The 18,060-nt window shown below is 31.3% G+C and carries 18 protein-coding genes and 6 tRNA genes; 23 read left to right on the top strand and 1 reads right to left on the bottom strand.

From position 1 onward, the window contains the following. The first annotated feature begins 57 nt into the window (after window positions 1–57). The 23 genes from RYL55_RS06170 (at window position 58) to RYL55_RS06060 (ending at window position 16,943) form a co-directional block, all read left to right on the top strand. A tRNA-Tyr gene (locus RYL55_RS06170) sits at window positions 58–138 on the top strand. A gap of 23 nt (window positions 139–161) precedes the next feature. Next, a tRNA-Trp gene (locus tag RYL55_RS06165) sits at window positions 162–232 on the top strand. Window positions 233–245: 13 nt separating this feature from the next. Further along, window positions 246–318, top strand: a tRNA-His gene (locus tag RYL55_RS06160). A gap of 8 nt (window positions 319–326) precedes the next feature. Next, window positions 327–398, top strand: a tRNA-Gln gene (locus RYL55_RS06155). Between the two features lie 18 nt (window positions 399–416). After that, window positions 417–487, top strand: a tRNA-Cys gene (locus RYL55_RS06150). A 6-nt stretch (window positions 488–493) separates the two neighbouring features. Further along, a tRNA-Leu gene (locus RYL55_RS06145) sits at window positions 494–577 on the top strand. Between the two features lie 150 nt (window positions 578–727). Beyond that, window positions 728–1,633 carry a phosphotransferase gene (locus RYL55_RS06140; protein ID WP_315008095.1) on the top strand — a complete coding sequence of 302 codons (906 nt, stop codon included), beginning with the start codon at window positions 728–730 and terminating at the stop codon, window positions 1,631–1,633. Further along, window positions 1,633–2,340 carry a class I SAM-dependent methyltransferase gene (locus RYL55_RS06135; RefSeq protein WP_399545703.1) on the top strand — a complete coding sequence of 236 codons (708 nt, stop codon included), beginning with the start codon at window positions 1,633–1,635 and terminating at the stop codon, window positions 2,338–2,340. The genes RYL55_RS06140 and RYL55_RS06135 overlap by 1 nt, the downstream gene beginning before the upstream one ends. 71 nt (window positions 2,341–2,411) lie before the next feature. Beyond that, window positions 2,412–3,065 (top strand): NAD(P)H-dependent oxidoreductase, encoded by a 654-nt coding sequence (locus tag RYL55_RS06130; RefSeq protein ID WP_315008094.1) that lies wholly within the window; start codon window positions 2,412–2,414, stop codon window positions 3,063–3,065. Window positions 3,066–3,491: 426 nt separating this feature from the next. Further along, entirely contained in the window at window positions 3,492–4,055 is a 564-nt protein-coding gene (locus RYL55_RS06125; RefSeq protein ID WP_315008093.1) for a sigma-70 family RNA polymerase sigma factor, read from the top strand. Between the two features lie 134 nt (window positions 4,056–4,189). Continuing rightward, window positions 4,190–5,197: a rod shape-determining protein gene (locus RYL55_RS06120; RefSeq protein ID WP_315008092.1), complete on the top strand. Its 1,008-nt coding sequence runs from the start codon at window positions 4,190–4,192 to the stop codon at window positions 5,195–5,197. A gap of 18 nt (window positions 5,198–5,215) precedes the next feature. Then, complete coding sequence (gene mreC, locus RYL55_RS06115) at window positions 5,216–6,064, top strand: rod shape-determining protein MreC (RefSeq protein WP_315008091.1); 849 nt, start codon at window positions 5,216–5,218, stop codon at window positions 6,062–6,064. Further along, window positions 6,064–6,648, top strand: coding sequence for a rod shape-determining protein MreD (gene mreD, locus RYL55_RS06110; RefSeq protein WP_315008090.1), 585 nt, complete (start codon window positions 6,064–6,066; stop codon window positions 6,646–6,648). Before mreC ends, mreD begins: the two co-directional genes overlap by 1 nt. A gap of 108 nt (window positions 6,649–6,756) precedes the next feature. Beyond that, window positions 6,757–7,095, top strand: coding sequence for a YlbF family regulator (locus tag RYL55_RS06105; RefSeq protein WP_315008089.1), 339 nt, complete (start codon window positions 6,757–6,759; stop codon window positions 7,093–7,095). A gap of 109 nt (window positions 7,096–7,204) precedes the next feature. Continuing rightward, the gene (locus RYL55_RS06100; RefSeq protein ID WP_315008088.1) at window positions 7,205–8,419 is read left to right on the top strand and encodes a DNA repair exonuclease; all 1,215 of its coding nucleotides are present in this window, start codon (window positions 7,205–7,207) and stop codon (window positions 8,417–8,419) included. Then, on the top strand, window positions 8,403–11,093 hold the full coding sequence (locus RYL55_RS06095; protein ID WP_315008087.1) for an AAA family ATPase: 2,691 nt from the start codon (window positions 8,403–8,405) through the stop codon (window positions 11,091–11,093). Before RYL55_RS06100 ends, RYL55_RS06095 begins: the two co-directional genes overlap by 17 nt. Before the next feature lie 15 nt (window positions 11,094–11,108). Further along, the gene (locus RYL55_RS06090; RefSeq protein WP_315008086.1) at window positions 11,109–12,065 is read left to right on the top strand and encodes an HD domain-containing protein; all 957 of its coding nucleotides are present in this window, start codon (window positions 11,109–11,111) and stop codon (window positions 12,063–12,065) included. A 120-nt stretch (window positions 12,066–12,185) separates the two neighbouring features. After that, window positions 12,186–13,550 carry an FAD-dependent oxidoreductase gene (locus RYL55_RS06085; RefSeq protein WP_315008085.1) on the top strand — a complete coding sequence of 455 codons (1,365 nt, stop codon included), beginning with the start codon at window positions 12,186–12,188 and terminating at the stop codon, window positions 13,548–13,550. Between the two features lie 10 nt (window positions 13,551–13,560). Continuing rightward, complete coding sequence (locus RYL55_RS06080) at window positions 13,561–13,995, top strand: Rrf2 family transcriptional regulator (protein WP_315008084.1); 435 nt, start codon at window positions 13,561–13,563, stop codon at window positions 13,993–13,995. Between the two features lie 22 nt (window positions 13,996–14,017). Next, the gene (locus RYL55_RS06075; protein ID WP_315008083.1) at window positions 14,018–14,287 is read left to right on the top strand and encodes a GNAT family N-acetyltransferase; all 270 of its coding nucleotides are present in this window, start codon (window positions 14,018–14,020) and stop codon (window positions 14,285–14,287) included. Between the two features lie 291 nt (window positions 14,288–14,578). Beyond that, entirely contained in the window at window positions 14,579–15,187 is a 609-nt protein-coding gene (locus RYL55_RS06070) for a class I SAM-dependent methyltransferase (RefSeq protein WP_315008082.1), read from the top strand. A gap of 11 nt (window positions 15,188–15,198) precedes the next feature. Beyond that, entirely contained in the window at window positions 15,199–15,942 is a 744-nt protein-coding gene (locus tag RYL55_RS06065; RefSeq protein WP_315008081.1) for a class A sortase, read from the top strand. Window positions 15,943–15,956: 14 nt separating this feature from the next. Continuing rightward, complete coding sequence (locus RYL55_RS06060) at window positions 15,957–16,943, top strand: LacI family DNA-binding transcriptional regulator (protein WP_315008080.1); 987 nt, start codon at window positions 15,957–15,959, stop codon at window positions 16,941–16,943. A 14-nt stretch (window positions 16,944–16,957) separates the two neighbouring features. On the opposite strand, the gene RYL55_RS06055 is transcribed toward RYL55_RS06060, so the two are convergent. Then, entirely contained in the window at window positions 16,958–17,830 is an 873-nt protein-coding gene (locus RYL55_RS06055; protein WP_315008079.1) for a cation diffusion facilitator family transporter, read from the bottom strand. Between the last annotated feature and the right edge of the window lie 230 nt (window positions 17,831–18,060).

Raw genomic sequence — 18,060 nt, 5'->3', positions numbered from 1 at the left:
TAGAGCATTTGATTGAAGCTCAAAGTGTCGGCAGTTCGATTCTGTCCCGAGCCATCTGGAGGGGTAGCGAAGTGGCTAAACGCGGCGGACTGTAAATCCGCTCCTTAGGGTTCGGCAGTTCGAATCTGCCCCCCTCCATTCATTAAATAGTTTAACTATTTAGGGGTATAGTTTAAAGGTAGAACAGCGGTCTCCAAAACCGTTAGTGTGGGTTCGATTCCTGCTACCCCTGTTAGTATATTATGGCGATCGTGGCGAAGTGGTTAACGCATCGGTTTGTGGCACCGACATTCGGGGGTTCGATTCCCCTCGATCGCCCTTTTTCTTGGGGTATAGCCAAGCGGTAAGGCAACGGACTTTGACTCCGTCATTCGTTGGTTCGAATCCAGCTACCCCAGTTTTTTTTATATAGAAATGGCGGTATAGCCAAGTGGTAAGGCAGAGGTCTGCAAAACCTTTATCATCGGTTCAAATCCGTTTACCGCCTTTACATGCCGGCGTGGCGGAATTGGCAGACGCGCTGGACTCAAAATCCAGTGCCCGCGAGGGCGTGCCGGTTCGACCCCGGCCGCCGGTACTAAGTTTAAACTAGAAATGTTGTTAAATCAGCATTTCTAGTTTTTTTATACATAAAAAATTTGTAGGCAAAATTTGCGCAAATTTTAATTACAAAGTTTGTGAATTTAAAGTATAATTTTAATGCTATGAATTTTTAAAGGAGTTAAATATGACAATACTAGATGAACTGGAACAATATCCAAAGGAGTTCATCCAAAAAGGATATTCTGAAGAGATGAAGTACAAAGTTAAAGCTGATAAGAAATACTTTTTAAAAGTCTCTCCTCTATCTTTTACTAAGAAGAAGGATTTAGAAGTAAAGTATATTTCAGCTTTAGAAAAAGAAATCAAATTTCCTAAATTAGTAGAAATGAAGTTTGAAACCAATTCAATTCTAAGTTTATATGAATGGATTGATGGAGTTGATATTAGAGATTATGCGTCTAAATTAACAGGAAAAGAACTTTATCAATATGGTATGCAAGCTGGAGCTTTTCTAAAGAAGATTCACTCGCTTTCTATTGAAGAATCTTCTGTAAATTGGCAAGAATATTATATACAGAAGTCAAAGAAAAAGATTCATTCTTTTAGAAAACTGAATAAGAATTTTGCAGAAATTGAAATGTTTATTGATTTTATTCAAAGTCATCAATCCTTATTAAAAGATAGACCCATTTCATTATGTCATGGAGATTATCATGTAGGAAATATGATGATTGAATTAGAAACAAAGAAGCTCGTTATTATTGATTTTGGTTCTTTAGAGATTGGTGATCCTATCGAAGAGTTTAATCGCATGATTTGGAATGCACAATTATCTGAAGAGTTTGCTACTGGTTTCGTTAATGGATATTTTGAAGGAGAGAAGATTCCTGATATATTTTGGAAATTAATGGCTTATTATATGGCTTGTGATGTTGTAGGCTCTATTCCTTGGGCTATTAATTTTGGAGATAATCAATTAGAGATTATGCTTAAAAGGGCAAAATTAGTTTTGGATTGGTTTGACGATTTTAAACGAGTAATTCCTAAGTTTTATAAAGGAAATAACACTGAAAAGGTAGGTAAATTTTAATGGATATTCAACAATACAAACAAATGTTAGAGCAGCTATGGGGGAAAATTCAATATGAAATTACTTTTGCTCAATTAGAACATATTAAAGGAAAGAAAATTTTAGATTTTGGTTCAGGTTTTGGTTTAGTAAGTCAATTTTTAGCTCAAAATAATGAAGTCTTTGCGATTGAACCACAGGAAGAAATGTTATTTGCCTATTCCAATCATCGTTATGAAAAAATCTTAGGCAGCTTAGAGCAAGTTAAAAAATTTGAATCGGAAACTTTTGATATTGTTTTGTGTCACAATGTATTAGAGTATATTGATAAAGATTGTCGAGTGAACTATCTTTCTGAATTAAAGAGAGTATTAAAACGAAATGGGAAGTTATCCATTATTAAACATAATCAAGTTGGTAAAATTATGCAAGCAGTTGTCTTTTCTAATGATGTTGATCAAGCATTAGATTTATTAAATGGGAATGAATTTAGAAGTGTTTCTTTTTCTCAAGGAACAACGTATACCATTGATGAATTATTGGAAATGTCAAAAATGAAATTGGAAAACTATCAAGCTATCCGTACATTTTATAGTTTACAGATGAATGAAGTAAAAACGAAAGATAACTGGTTAGAAAAGATGACTGAAATGGAACTTGCAGTATGTAATTTGTATCCGTATAAAGATATGAGTTTCTTACAACATGTATGGCTAGTGAAGGAATAACAGTTTAATTTTCTTGTAAGTACTACTATCGTATGGTAGAGTTTTATTATCGAATTTAAAGGAGAATTAAAATGAATAGAAATGAAGTTATTGAATTACAACATAAACGTTTTGCAGTGAAAAAATATGATCCGAATCGTCGTATTTCAGATGAAGATTGGGATACATTAGTAGAAGTAGGACGTTTAGCTCCATCATCCCTTGGTTTTGAACCTTGGAAAATGCTCCTATTAGAAAATAAACAAATGAGAGAAGATTTGAAAGAAATGGCATGGGGAGCTATTAATAGTTTAGAAGCTGCAAGTCATTTTGTTATTTTCCTTGCTCGAAAAGGCGTTACTTATGATAGTCCATATGTTGCAAAGTTGATGAAGGAAGTAAAAAATCGTGAGTATGATCCAACTTCACGATTTGCTGCTCGTGTGAAGAGCTTCCATGAAATCGATGCAGCATTAAATGATGAAAGAACATTATTTGACTGGGCTAGTAAACAAACGTATATTCAAATGGCAAATATGATGTCTGCAGCAACACTTTTAGGAATTGATTCTTTACCGATTGAAGGATATAACAAAAAACAAGTCGAAGCTTATTTAAAAGATAAAGGCTACTTAAACACAGATGAGTTTGGTGTATCAGTCATGGCTAGTTTTGGATACCGTGATCAAGAGATTACTCCTAAACTTCGTTGGAATAAGGAAGCTATTTATGAAGTAATTGAGTAAAGGATACGTTCAATAAAGTTACAAAAACTGTTTAGAGAAATTTTATAATTTCTTTAGGCAGTTTTTTTAGTGTTCTAGATTTGAGGATAGTTGTTTAATCAAAATATTTTTAAGATGAAATTCCTTGATTTAAAAATTTAAACAAATTTTAATAATTTTAAATGGTTTATTCTTACACCTTTTGAGAATAGTGATAAAAAATTATATATTTTCATGAATTTACAATAAAATTAGACTATTAATTTCTTTATGATATAAGTGGAAAAAGAAAATAAATGATGAAAGAAATTGATTCGGATTTATTCCTAAACTGTTTTAATTTTCATTGTTCCAAAAGATATTTTTCTTTGAAAAACCTGAATTAATCTTGAAACGCAAACTGTTTTTTCTATAATGAAAGTGAATTAAAAATTAGGAGGAATCAATATGTGTACTATAGAAAATTTAGTATTAAAAATTCAAAAAGGTGAAGGCGAGGAAGCTTTTGTTCTTTTAGAGGAGAAAATTAAACCTTTAATGTATACGATGTATTATCGTCACTTTTATTACTGTATTGAATTAGAGGATTTTATTCAAGAAGCTACTTATTTACTATTTTATACGGCAAATAAATTTGATTTAAATAAAGGAAAAGTATTTATTTCTTATTACAAACGTTCATTAAAAAATTATGCTATCCAACTCATTAGACGTGAGCATCGAGAGAGAGTGATTCCTGGCTCTTGTTTATGTAAGTCTGATATTTCTAACATTAAGTATCACGTTTCAGTTGAAGATGAATTTTTATTAAGAGAAGAAATTCCTAAATATTGGAAATCTTTATCTACACTTGAAAGAGATGTGTTATATTTTTATACAAAAGGATATTCATTTGAAGAAATTTCTTTGAAATTAGAAAAATCAGTTGCAGGAACTAAGAGTGCATTAAATCGATGTCATAAAAAATTTAAAATATTTTATAATAAAATACAGGAAGATAAAATGAAGTAAATGATAAATAATGGTTAAGTTTCGCTAAATTCTCTATGTTACTAAGAGGACTAATATTTATTATTAGCCTATTGTATGATATACTATACAAGGTATATTAGGTGTCGAAATTGACACGAAAAGGAGGACCGTTTGTGGTTGCATTAAGTTTAAGAGCACAAAATATTGGTATTGATTTAGGAACTGCCAATACGATTGTTTATCTTGAAAATGAAGGAATTGTGACACGTGAACCATCTGTAGTCGCAAAAAATATCGTTACTGAAGAAATTATAGCTGTTGGTCAAAATGCATTTGATATGATTGGACGAACACCAGAAAATATTGTGGCAGTTAGACCAATGAAAGATGGTGTTATTGCAGATTATAATACAACAACAGCGATGTTAAAATATTTTGTACAATCTATTGTCGGTCGTTCTTTCTTTAAACCGATTGTTATGATTTGTGTTCCAAGTGGAATTACGGATGTTGAAAAAAGAGCAGTATTAGATGCTACAAAATATGCTGGTGCTAAAGAAGCTTATGTGGTTGAAGAGCCATTTGCAGCAGCTGTAGGGGCAGGTCTTCCAGTTCAAGATCCTACAGGTAGTATGATTGTAGATATTGGCGGTGGTACAACAGATGTAGCAACAATTTCTTTAGGAGGAATTGTAAATAGTCAATCTATCCGTATCGGTGGGGACGAGTTAAATGAAGCGATTATATTACATGTTCGTAAAAAATATAATTTATTAATTGGGGAAAGAACTGCCGAAGATTTAAAAATTCAATTAGGATCAGCTTCAGTAGAAAAAGCATCTGCATATGGAAGTATGCAAGTTCGTGGACGTGATATGGTTTCAGGCTTACCAAGAATTATTGAAGTAGAAGCTGTTGAAATCGCAGAAGCAATGAGTGAAATTATAACTCAAATTATAGATGCAGTAAGAGATGTTCTTGAACAAACACCACCGGAGATTGCCTCAGATGTTATTGATCATGGTATTGTATTAACGGGTGGTGGTGCCTTGTTAAGAAATTTAGCAGAAGTGATTTCTGACTATACACAAGTTCCAGCCTTTGTAGCAAATGATCCATTGGATTGTGTAGCATTAGGTACTGGAAAAATTTTAGCAAATCCATTATTAATGAAAAAATAATGAAAAGGAGACTGAACAGTGAATCCAATATTTTCGAACAAGAAATTAATTGGTTGGGTTTTAGGTGGAATTGTAACACTATTACTAATTACCTTTTCACTCACTGTTGGTAGTAATATTGTTTCGCAAGGTGTCAATGATGTGACAAATATTTTAGGACGAATGCTTGCTTATCCTGCCAATAGTGTCAATGATTTTATGGAAAGTATTTCTAATTTAACAAATACTTATCAAGAAAATCAGACGTTAAAACAAAAAGTAGAAACAATCTATGAATTAGAAGTTCAATTAAATGACTTAAAAAAAGATAATGAAAAAATGAAGGAAGCATTGAAGTTACAAGATACTTTAAATGAATATTCTTTAATAAATGCAACTGTAATTGCAAGAAATCCAGATACTTGGAGAGATATTGTTACCATTAATAAGGGAGCAAATGATGGATTAACTCCCCAAATGTCTGTTATGAGTGATAATGGACTTGTAGGAAAAGTATTAGATGTGAATCCTACAAGTGCTAGAGTCGCTTTATTATCGAATAATGATAATACATTAGTACGTGTTGCAGCGATGATTCAAGGTGAAAAAGAATCTATTTATGGAACATTAACAGGATTTGACCATGAAAAAAACATCTTAATTATGAGCCAAATTCAAGCAACTCAGGAAATTAAAGTTGGAGATAAAGTTGTGACTTCTGGTTTAGGAGGCGTTTCTCCAAGCTCATTATATATAGGAACTGTTGAAGAAGTAGCGATGGATCGTTTTGGACTTTATAAAGAAGTTCGTATTAAACCAGCAGCAGATACAAATGATGTTCGTTATGTAACCGTGGTCAAGCGAGCAAGTGAAAGTAGGACTGAATAATGCATACTTCAAAGCGTATTTATTGGTTACCAATTTTGATGATTATTGCTTTTTTATTGGATGGAGTGATCATGAATCATTTTTCAGTATTTTTAATTGAATCAGGGTATACTCTTGTTCCAAGAATTGTAGTGATTACATTAATCTTATTAACTTTTATTATAGACCATTCGAGTATGTTTTGGTTTGCAGTAATGGTTGGATTTATGTATGATAGTTACTATTCTGGTATTTTAGGAGTTTATATGGCAATCTTTGCTGTTATTATTCGAGTAATTGCTCATATTAGAGGGAAAATTAGTATCAATCCGTTCACACTAGGATTAGCATTAATTTTCTTGTTAACGATTACTGAAACAGGAGTGTATATCATTTATACTTTAATTGGAATTCAATATCTTTCAGTACAACAATTTTTAGTTCAACGATTAGCATCGAGTTTAATATTGAATATTGTATTGTATTATGTATTATATATTCCTTTGAAAAAATTTGCTTTATGGGTACAATCTGGTATTTCTCATGAGAAAATTTCATTGAGAGCAACAAGGAGAAATCAAGGAAATTCTTATCATTATCATTAAACGAAGGCCGGTATTTTGCCGGCTTTTTATGTACGAACATATGTGCGAAAAAACTAGAAGAAAACGTTATAGTTGTGTTATAATAAAAGAGAAAAAGGAGGTATAATGATGAGCAATTTATATGATACAGCGAATCAATTAGAACGTGAACTTCGTCAATCAGAAGAGTTTGCAGCAGTGAAGGTAGCATTTGAAGCAGTACAACAATCTGAAGAAGCAAAAGCTTTATTTGAAGAGTTCCGTGATATGAATGTAAAATTCCAACAAAAGCAAATGAATGGTGAAGAACTAACTGAAGAAGATATGGATTATGCAAATGATTTATATCAAAAAGCAAGTTCTAATGAAACTATTCAAACATTAATGCAAGCAGAACAACGCTTAAATGTGATGATGCAAGATATTAATCGCATTTTAACGACTTCATTACAAGAATTATATCAATAATTACATTGATCGAAACGGTCTTATTGATTTTTAGCCTAATGAAATAAAATTCATAATGGACTAGAAGTGAATAGACTGTTTCTTTATTTTTTATAGATAAGGAGTTCTTATGATTCGCTTTATACATTGTGCCGATATACATTTAGGAAGTCCGTTTACTGGACTTCAACAAAAAAATAGTTCTATTGCATTTCAAGCAATAGAAGCTACTAAAAGAGCCTTTTTAACCTTAATAGAAACAGCCATTCGTTTTCATGTTGATTTTGTACTGATTTCGGGTGATATTTTTGATTCTAGTCATCAACATATTCAAGAAAAAATTTTTTTGAAAGAACAATTTCAACGGTTAGCTCAAGAAGGTATTTATACTTATTTAATTCATGGAAACCATGATTATGGAATGTTTAATGAAGAGTGGAATAATGATTTTGTAAAAGTTTTTAAAAGGGATGTTTCAACGGAAATACTCACAACTTTATCTGGAGAAAGTATTGCTATTAGTGGATTTAGTTATGATACAAGATGGATTAATGAGTCAATGGCGTTACAATTTCCAATGAGAAATTCATTTGTGGATTATCATATTGGAATGTACCATGGACAAACTCGTACAACAGCTGATTCATCAGCACTATATGCCCCTTTTAAGATTAGTGAGTTAGAACAACTTCATTATGATTATTGGGCTTTAGGGCATATTCATAGAGCTATGGATTTAAATGCCAATGGAAGAATTACATACTCCGGGACGATTCAAGGAAGAAGTTTTAAAGAAGTCGGAGAGAAAGGATTCTATGTAGTCACTCTGAATAAAAATTTTCCAATGAATCGAGAGTTTATATCTTGTAATCCTATTGAATGGATGGAATTAGAATATTTAATGGAGGAAGTTTCTTCGATAGAACAGATTGTATCACAGCTGTATAGTGAAATTTTAAAGCAGAAATGGAATGAGAATAAGACTTATTTATTAAAATTCACTCTAATAGTAGCTAGAGGGATTAATCAATCGTGGTTGAAATTAATGGAAGAAATGTTACAAAAAGAAATTTCAACCAAGTACAACAATTTATATATAATAGAAATCATGATTGAATTTAAAAAAGTTAAATATAATAGTCAATTAAGTATTGAATTATTGGAAGACGAAGAAAGTCATCAAAATCGCTTGAAAGATATTCAAACGATTGCGATACAACATCCATTGTTAGCAAAATATTTTTCAAAAGAAATGAATAGTAATCTATTTCATCATAAAATCATTGAAAGAGCAAAAATATTAATTGAAATGAATAGGGAAGTAGGTGATGAAAATGTACATTAATCGAATAGAAATTTTTGGATATGGGAAATGGTCTAAAGTGAGAATGGATTTTCATCATCAACTGCAAATTTTTCAAGGGGAAAATGAATCAGGTAAATCTACCTTGCGTTCCTTTATTCAACATATATTATTTGGATTTCCAAAGAAAGTAGCTGGAAAATATCCTTATGAACCCCATAATGGAGGGGTGATGGGTGGGCGAGTTTGGTTAGAAGAAACAAATGAAGGTTCATTACTCATTGAACGATATATAAATAATGGAAAGTTATATTTTCGATGTGAAACAAGTTCAGGAAAAACCTTATCGGAAGACAGATGGAAGCAATTGCTTTTTCAAATGGAAGAAAAACAATATATCCAAGTTTTCGGATTTAATAAAGAACAATTAGATCAATTTCATTTTTCTTCATCGGAGGAAATGGATCAGTTTCTTTACAGTGTTAGTTTAACGGGTAGTGAAGAGTGGATGAAATTATCTACTAGTTTGCAAAAGCAAGCAGAAGCTATTTTTACTCCTAAAGCTGTTAAAAGAATGATGAACCAACAATTACAACAATTGGATTTGCAAATGATGAAAATTGAAGAATTAGCACAAAATAATGCTTTATATGAAGAAATGCTTCAACAATCTGAACACATAAAAAATGAGATACATAGTCACTCGCAATTGATACAAAAAAATCAAGAAGATGAAAGATTTTTCCAATTGTTATACTCTCATTGGAGTAATTATGAAAGATGGAAAGAATTAAGGATTAAAATTCATATGCATCAGAAAGATACATGGGATTCGGAGTGGAAATATGAATTAGAACGAAATCAATTAGATCATGAATGGAACGAACAACAGCTCTGTGAATTGCAACAGGAGTATCATTTGTGGAAACAAAAACAGCAAAGTGAGCAATTATTAAGAGAAGATGCAAGATGGTCAAGTTTACTATCTCTTTCTTTAATGGGAGATGAAATAGAAGAGAAACTCTTGCTTAGAAAGAACTTAAAAATAGAATTGGATGAATTAAAACAAACGATTCAAAAAGAAGAAGAACTGTGGAATGTTTATCATGAAACTCTTCCATTAGAAATAACGGAAAGAGATATTGAAAGATTAAAAGAAATGCTTCACCATGAAAAAACTTTGAGATTTAAAGAGTTAGAATTAGAAAGTCAAATGAATCGACTAAAACAGGAAGCAGAACAAATTAACAATCATGCTACCGTGAAACATTCTACAAAAAATAGATTTAATGCTGGTGGACTCTTCGTAATTAGTGGCTTAGTAATGATTCTTATATCTCTCATGTTACTATCAAATCCATTATTAAAAGGATTCGGAGTAATGATCGGAGTTCTTTTAGGAGTTGCAAGTTTAGTTTATGAAAAGAAATTAATTCATGGAAAACAAATGGAGAATTATTTTTCGAAAAAATTAGAAGAAATTACAGAAGAAATAGAGTGGTATATGCTACAAAGTAAGCAAAATCAAGAAGAACTCGGAAAAACAATAAAAGAATTTTCTTATTGGAAAAAAGAATATGGATATACTGACTCAAAAATTTCAGTTGAACAGCTATGTCAAGGAGATGTTTTAAAATCGCTTCGATACTTTGTGAAGCAAAGTCAAACAAAAAAAGAGATACTTAACCAAATTGAAAATGAATTAAATCAGTTACAAATGAATTGGCGCTGGGTTTTTGAAGTGAAAAATGAAACGGTTCCAAATACAATTGAAACGGAATGGAAATTATTGAAGAAAATGATTCAAGAAGTTCAGAATTCTTATCAAAAAGAAATTCTTCAAATGAATGAAGGTTTAAAACTACAAGAACAGATTCAACAATTGTATAGTGACAAGCAATTATTAGAAACTCAAAGATTAACATTATTTAAGATGGCAGATGTTCAAACGATTGAAGAGTTTTATGAGAAAGAAGCAGCGTTTGAGAGAAATCGATTATTAATTCAAGAATATCGTCAGTTACAGCAACAATTAAAACCTTATTTAGAAAAATTAGAAGCGATAAAAAGTGAAGAAGAGTTAGAATGTAAAATGGAAGTTATTCAACAATCATTATTGACACTTCTTCAAAAAAATCAATCCTTATTAGAAGAGCAAGCTAAGTTAGGACAACAGATTCATCATTTAGTAACAGATGGAACCTATCATGAACAGCTGATTCAATTTGAATTATGGAAGTCAGAAGTAGAAGAACAACTAATAGAATGGGCAAGTTATTTATATGCTTCAAAATGGATTTTAGACAGTTTACAAAAACAGTTACCTTCGCAAACAAATGAAGTCATTCAAGTAGCTAGTGAGTATTTTAATCGTTTAACCCAAGGTAGATATCAAGCTATTCAAATGAAAAATATGAAAATAGCAGTACAAAATGATGATGAAAAATGGTTTGTGGCTAGTGAATTGTCAAGAGGGACTTTAGATCAATTATTAATCAGTATTCGCTTAGCTTTTATTGAAAACTTATCGTATAAAGTTTCATTACCTATTTTAATTGATGATGGTTTTGTGAATTTTGATAGTGTACGTAAAAAGATTATGTTACAATTAATTAAAGAGCTTTCAAATAAAGTACAAATCATTTATTTTTCATTAGATGAGGAGCCTTTTACGATTGCTGGAATACATGCTAGTTTAATAAGGTTACAAAGATAGAAAGAAGAGGAATTCATGGTAAAAAAATTATATGATTATGCAGTAGATGAATCATTGGAATTGTTTTTATTAATTAAAACAGCCGATGTAAGATTAGCGAAAAATGGAAAACCTTTTTTAGCTTTTACCTTCCAAGATAAATCAGGACAAATGGATGGAAAATATTGGTCTGCAACTCCAGAAGAAATTGAACGTTTTTCATCTGGTAGTATTGTTTATCTTGTGGGTAAAAGAGAAATTTTTAATGGGATGCCACAAATTAAAATTACAGGACTACGTTTAGCTAGACCTGAAATGGGAGAACCAAGTGATGTTTCAGAGTTCTTAGAACATGCTCCAATGAAAAGAGAAGAAATGGAAACAGAATTAAATGCAATTCTATTTGAAATTATTAATCCAGTAATGCGAAGAATTGTACATAAAATTTTAGGGAAATACCAGCAAGACTTCTTTGAATATCCAGCAGCTAAACGTCACCATCATGCTTTTGCAGGAGGGTTAAGTTATCATACTTTATCGATGTTACGTTTAGCAAAATCTATTGCGGAACAGTATCCAGAAATAAATCGTTCATTATTATTATCAGGTGTTCTACTACATGATATTGGGAAGATTATTGAATTATCAGGAGCTGTTGGAACAGAGTATACTCTAAAAGGAAAATTAATGGGACATATCGTTTTAATGGATGAAGAAATTACAAAAGCGTGTGAAGAGTTAGATATTGATCAAAGCCATGAGGATGTTGTATTGTTAAAACATTTAGTATTAGCACATCATGGAAAATTAGAATTTGGCTCTCCAGTTCGTCCTTTATTGTTAGAAGCAGAGATTTTACATCATGTTGACTTAATGGATGCTAGTGTCACAATGATTACATCAGCATTACAAAAGACAGAACCAGGGCAATTTAGTGAGAGAATTTTTGGATTAGACAATCGGACATTTTACAAACCATATACAGTTGATTAGAAAAATAAAAGTCTGTTTTCAGACTTTTATTTTTTTGAGCAAAACTATTTACAAAATGAAAAAAGAGGTATATGATATTAAATGTAATTAAAAATATTACAATTAAGAAAGGTGATCAATATGTCAAAAAATGTTAAAAATATTATTATTGGATTTGGTAAAGCAGGTAAAACGATTGCTGCTTACTTAGGAACACAAGGAGAGGAAACAGTATTAATTGAAAAATCTCCTGTAATGTATGGTGGTACATGTATCAATGTTGGATGTATCCCAACTAAAAAAATTGCTACTGCAGCTGCTCGTAAAAAATATAGTCAAGTAGACAATGCAGTTTACTATCAAAAATCTATTCAAGAGAAAAAAGCATTAATTGCTGCTTTAAATCAAGCAAACTACCAAAAAGTTAATTCTGCTCCTAATGTAACAATCGTAGATGGATTTGGACGTTTTGTAGATGAACATACTGTTGCTGTAGATACAGCAAATGGAGTAGAAGAATATGTAGCAGAAAGAATCTTCATTAATACTGGTGGTACTCCATTTATCCCACCAATTGAAGGATTAAAAGTTGGAGGACCAATTCATACAAATGAAACAATTATGGATTTAGAAGAATTCCCAGAATCAGTTGTCATTGTTGGTAGTGGATTTATCGGATTAGAATTTGCAGCAACTTATGCACAATTTGGATCAAAAGTAACAGTAGTAGATGTATTTGATGCATTTATCCCTCGTGAAGATGATGATGTTGCTGCTGCAGTTAAAGAACGTTTAGAAGAAATGGGCGTTACTTTTGAATTAGGAATTTCTGTTAAAAAAGTTGAAACAGAAGGGAACAAAGCAACAGTTTATTATGCTAAAAATGATGAAGAAAAAGCACTTGTTGCAGATGCAGTATTAGTAGCAACTGGTAGAAAACCAAATATCCAAGGCTTAGACTTAGAAAAAGCTGGTGTTGAATTATCTGAACGTGGTGCTATTAAAGTGAATGAATTTTTACAAACAAATAAACCACATATCTTCGCATTAGGTGATGTAAATGGTGGACCTCAATTCACATTTATCTCATTAGATGACTTCAGAATCGTGAAAAACTTCTTAGCAGGAAATAAAGAATATTCAACGAAAGAACGTTCATTAATTCCAACTTCAACATTTATTAGTCCTACATTATCAACTGTTGGTTTAAATGAAAAAGCAGCACAAGCAGCAGGAATTCCTGTGAAAGTTGCTAAGTTACCAATGGCTGCTGTTCCAAAAGCAAAAATTTTAGGAAATCAAGTTGGATTCTACAAAGTTTTAGTACATGAACAAACAAATGAAATTGTTGGTGCAACATTATTTGCTGAAGAATCTCATGAAGTGATTAATATTATTGCAACTGCTATTAAAGCAAAATTACCTTATACAGCTTTACGTGATCAAATCTTTACACACCCAACAATGGCAGAAGCATTAAATGATGTATTTGGATTAATCAAATAGAGGAATCAAAATGGGAAACGACTTTATAGTTATTATCCATTGTTTAACGTATTTGTCTGTTCATCATGATAGAAGATTTTCTAGTCAACAATTAGCATATAATGCATGTAGTAATCCTGTCATTGTTAGAAAAGTAATGAGCTTAGCTTCTTCTAAAGGATATGTAGATGTTGTAAATGGAGCTAATGGAGGTTATAAAATTCAAGCGAATCCAAAAGAGATTTTATTAGGCGATTTATTTCTTCTAGTAGGAGAAGATAAACGATTAAAAAAACAATATCAATCCTCTTTGGATGAAGTTTGTCTAGTAGCTAATCATATTTGTGGAGTTTTTTCAGACTTACAAGACGAACAAATTAAAAAACAACTAGAATTTTATCAAAAACAGAGTATACTAGATATTGTAGAAAAATTACAAAAAAAATCAGAAAAAGTAGAAGTTTAGGATTATATAAGGAGTGAGTTTAATGGAATTTGTAAAAGAAGAAAATGCCTTTAGACATTATAGCGCTTCAGGTGAAGTGGATGCTGAAATTACATTTCAAGTGGAAAATGATGTATTGATTGCTGATCATACTTTTGTAGATCCAACTTATAGAGGGCAAGGAATTGGAAAATTACTAGTCGATAAATTAGCGGATTATGCTAGGGAAAATCAGAAAAAAATCCATCCAACATGTTCATATGTCGTTAATTTATTTAAAAAATATGATGAATATACCGATGTGAAAATATAAAAAAAGTTATTTTTCATAAAAATAACACAAAAAATTCATAAAAAATTCATATTTTACCTTTATGATACATCCATACCCAATAAAACACCTAAGGTTTACTTCTCCCAAATAAAAAATGAACTCCCAACATTTTTTATTAGTAAACCCTCCTAACCTTTTCCCGTTGTTAGAAATAGCAACGGGTTTTTTGGTTGTAAAAATCATTACAGAATCATTAAATTTTAATCATAAGTGTTGGAAGTTTTGAAAAGAAATAGTATAGTAAATTATTATAAGGAAAAAGGAGAAAATATGACAAATCATTATTATACAAAAAATCCAGATAGCATTAGTCAACAAAAAAAATGGACATATTGCCTGAAAGGAAATACTCTTTCATTTACAAGTGATAATGGAGTCTTCTCAAAACATACTGTTGATTTTGGGAGTGAATTATTAGTAGAGTCGTATGATATTCCTGAGCAGTTTCAAAAAGCAAGTTTATTGGATATTGGTTGCGGATATGGTACCATGGGACTTGCATACGGAAAAGCCTATCCTGAATTATCTATTGAAATGATTGATGTCAATGAAAGAGCTTTATTGTTGGCGATGGAAAATGCCAAAAAAAATGAGATTCATAATGTAGATATTCATGAAAGTAATTTGTATGATGCTGTCAAGAAATCTCAATACGAAATTATTATTAGTAATCCACCGATTCGTGCGGGGAAGACGGTTGTTCATACCATTTTAGAAAAAGCTTATGATTATTTAGTAGAAAATGGTCAATTAGTCATTGTGATTCAAAAAAAACAAGGAGCTCCAAGTGCTCAAAAGAAAATGGAAGAAGTGTTTGGAAATTGTGAAAGAATTCAATGGGATAAAGGATATTGGATTTTAGTAAGTACAAAATGTTAAAGGAGAAAAATATGACAAAATCACAAGAAATTAAAAAGAAAAATAAAAAAAGAGGCTTTAATTGGAGAATTTGGGTAGCAAGTTTATTATTCATCATTGCGGGTGTATTATTTGCTGCTGGGCCGATTCGTAGCTATATGTTAGCGCAATTCCAAGCAGAACATGCTCTTCAGTTAAGTAAAGTAACGGCTGCGGAAGTAAAAGAAAATGAAACACAAGAAGCAGAATTTGATTTTTCAACAGTAGAAGCTTTAGATTTACAAGCAGTTGTAAAAGCTAAAATGGATACTTCTAAATTTTTAACGTTAGGAGCAATTGCAGTACCAAGTGTTAATTTAAATTTACCGATTTATAAAGGGATTTCCAATCCTGTATTATTAGCTGGTGCGGGAACTTTAAAACCAACTCAAAAAATGGGTGAAGGAAATTATGCGCTAGCAAGTCACCACTATTTTTCAGATGAACGTTTATTATTCTCTCCATTAGTTAAGTTAAAAGTTGGAGATAAAATTTATTTAACAGATATGGAATATGTCTATGAATATGAAACTACAAGTATTGATTTAGTGGAAGCTTATCAAGTAGAAGTCATTTATGATGTTCCAGGAAAAACTGAAATTACTTTAATTACATGTGATGATTTAGAAGCTTCTCATCGTTACAGCTTTAAAGGGAAATTCGTTTCAAAAACACCAATTAGTGATGTTACTGAAGATGTAAAACAAGCTTTCAATATTGACTTTACAACATTATAAAGAAGGTGGATTCGTTGGCAACAATTAAGGATATCGCAGAAAAGGCAGGAGTTACGAAAAGTACTGTTTCGAGATTTTTAAATGGCGGATCGATTAGTGTAGAAACAGCGCAAAAAATTGAAAAAGTGATAAAAGAAGAAAATTATATCCCTAGTCCGTTTGCTCGTAGTTTAAAAGCAAAGTTAAGTTCGATTATTGGTGTTATTGTCCCAAGAGTTGATTCTGCAGCAACGGCTCAGACTTTAATCGGTATTGAAGAAATTACTGAAACATTAAACTATATTTCAATTGTGAATAATGCTAGACAAGATAATCAAAGAGAAATCCGAGCAATTGAAGAATTTGCTAGAAATAAAGTTGCTGGAATTATATTAGTTGCTACTGAAATAACACCTGAACATATTAAAACGATTAAAAATTGTCCAGTTCCTGTCGTAATCGTTGGTCAAGAACATCCTGAAATTTATAGTGTCATTCATGATGATTACCAAGCAGGCTTTAAATTAGTCGAAAATCTTGCTGAACTTGGTTATCATGAATTAACATATTTGGGTGTTTCAAAACGAGATCATGCTGTTGGAGTTGTTCGAAAAGAAGGAATTTTTTCAGGAGCAAAAGTCCATCAATTTGAACGAATAGAACAGTTGGAAGGAGATTTCTCCACTCAAAAAGCATTAAAAATAGGAATGGAGTTGTTTAAAGATGAAACTCATCCTTTAGTCATTGCTGCAACTGATAATATTGCTGTCGCTTTAATGAAGGCGGCACAACAGTGTGGAAGAAAAATTCCTGAAGAAGTTGCGATTGCAGGTTTTGGTGGTTATGAGATTGGTCAATTTATGAATCCAACATTAACAACTGTTGAATATCAGTTTAAAGAAGCTGGAAGAGTATCCATGAAAGTTCTAGACAAATTAATCCGTAATGTACCATGCGAGATGAAAACTGTTATCCCTACTCATGTAAAATTAGGGGATAGTACAAAAAAAGCTAGAAATTAGGGAAATCCTAATTTCTAGCTTTTTTTATCTGGTTCAACATGGATATCGACGAATGTTATTCCAAAATGTTCTTCTAATTCTAATTCAATTTCTTCGGTTATTTCATGGCTTCTCCATACCGTTAAATTTGGATCCATACAAACCGTTAAATCTAAATAAATATTTGAACCATAACGTCTTGCTTTGATTTCTTCTACACTTTTTATTTCGGGGTGAGCGAGAATAATCGGTTTATATTCTTTCATTTCTTCTGGTTCAAATCCATCTGTTAATTGGAAGCTACTTTCTTTAAAAATATCAAATACTGTTTTTAAAATCATCATTCCAACTATTATTGCCATTCCTGTATCTAACCAAGAAAAACTCAATTTTGCTGCTAAAATAGCAATGGAAGTCGAAAGACTTGTTAATGCATCACTAAGATTATCTTTAGCAGCAGCTTTTAATCCTAGCGAATGAATTTTTATTGCAAGGGAATGGTTATAACGATAGACTCCAAACATTAATAATGCAGAAATACCACCAATAATAGCAGTAATAAGGGATGGCTGTTCTTGGATGGGATATGTGAAGTGACCCCATGCATCTCGTATGACCTCTAAGCCAATAATACACATTAGAAATGAAGTCATTAAACTAGCAAGAGTTTCAAATTTCCAATGCCCATACGGGTGATTTTTATCGGCAGGTTTTTGAGAAATTTTTAATCCAATGAATACAAGAATAGAAGATAAGACATCCGTAAAGTTATTTAATCCATCGGCAAAGAGTGCTTGAGAGAAGAATAATTTTCCAACTATTAATTTACTAGTTGAAAGTAAGATATAGGTGATAATACTAAGGATGGCTCCTCTTTCTGCTTGCTTTAATCGTTGAGTAGCATTCATGTAATTTCCTCAATTCTATAAAAGTTATTGTAATATTATAACAAAAAATGATTGTAAATAAAAAGAAAATGCTATAGAAGAAAGTTTTTTGTGAAAAATATGGATGAAAATGACAAAAGAAATCTGTTGTTTTGACTATCTCTGGATGAATTCTTTTGGTATAATAAAATCAATCGAAACGAAAGAGAGTGAAGTAAATGGCAACAGCATTAATTGTATATGCTAGTTTA

The organism is uncultured Granulicatella sp. (assembly GCF_963515615.1).
Classification (GTDB): domain Bacteria; phylum Bacillota; class Bacilli; order Lactobacillales; family Aerococcaceae; genus Granulicatella.
The sequence above is the reverse complement of the archived record's forward strand: the minus strand, read 5'-3'. Positions and strand labels throughout refer to the sequence as shown.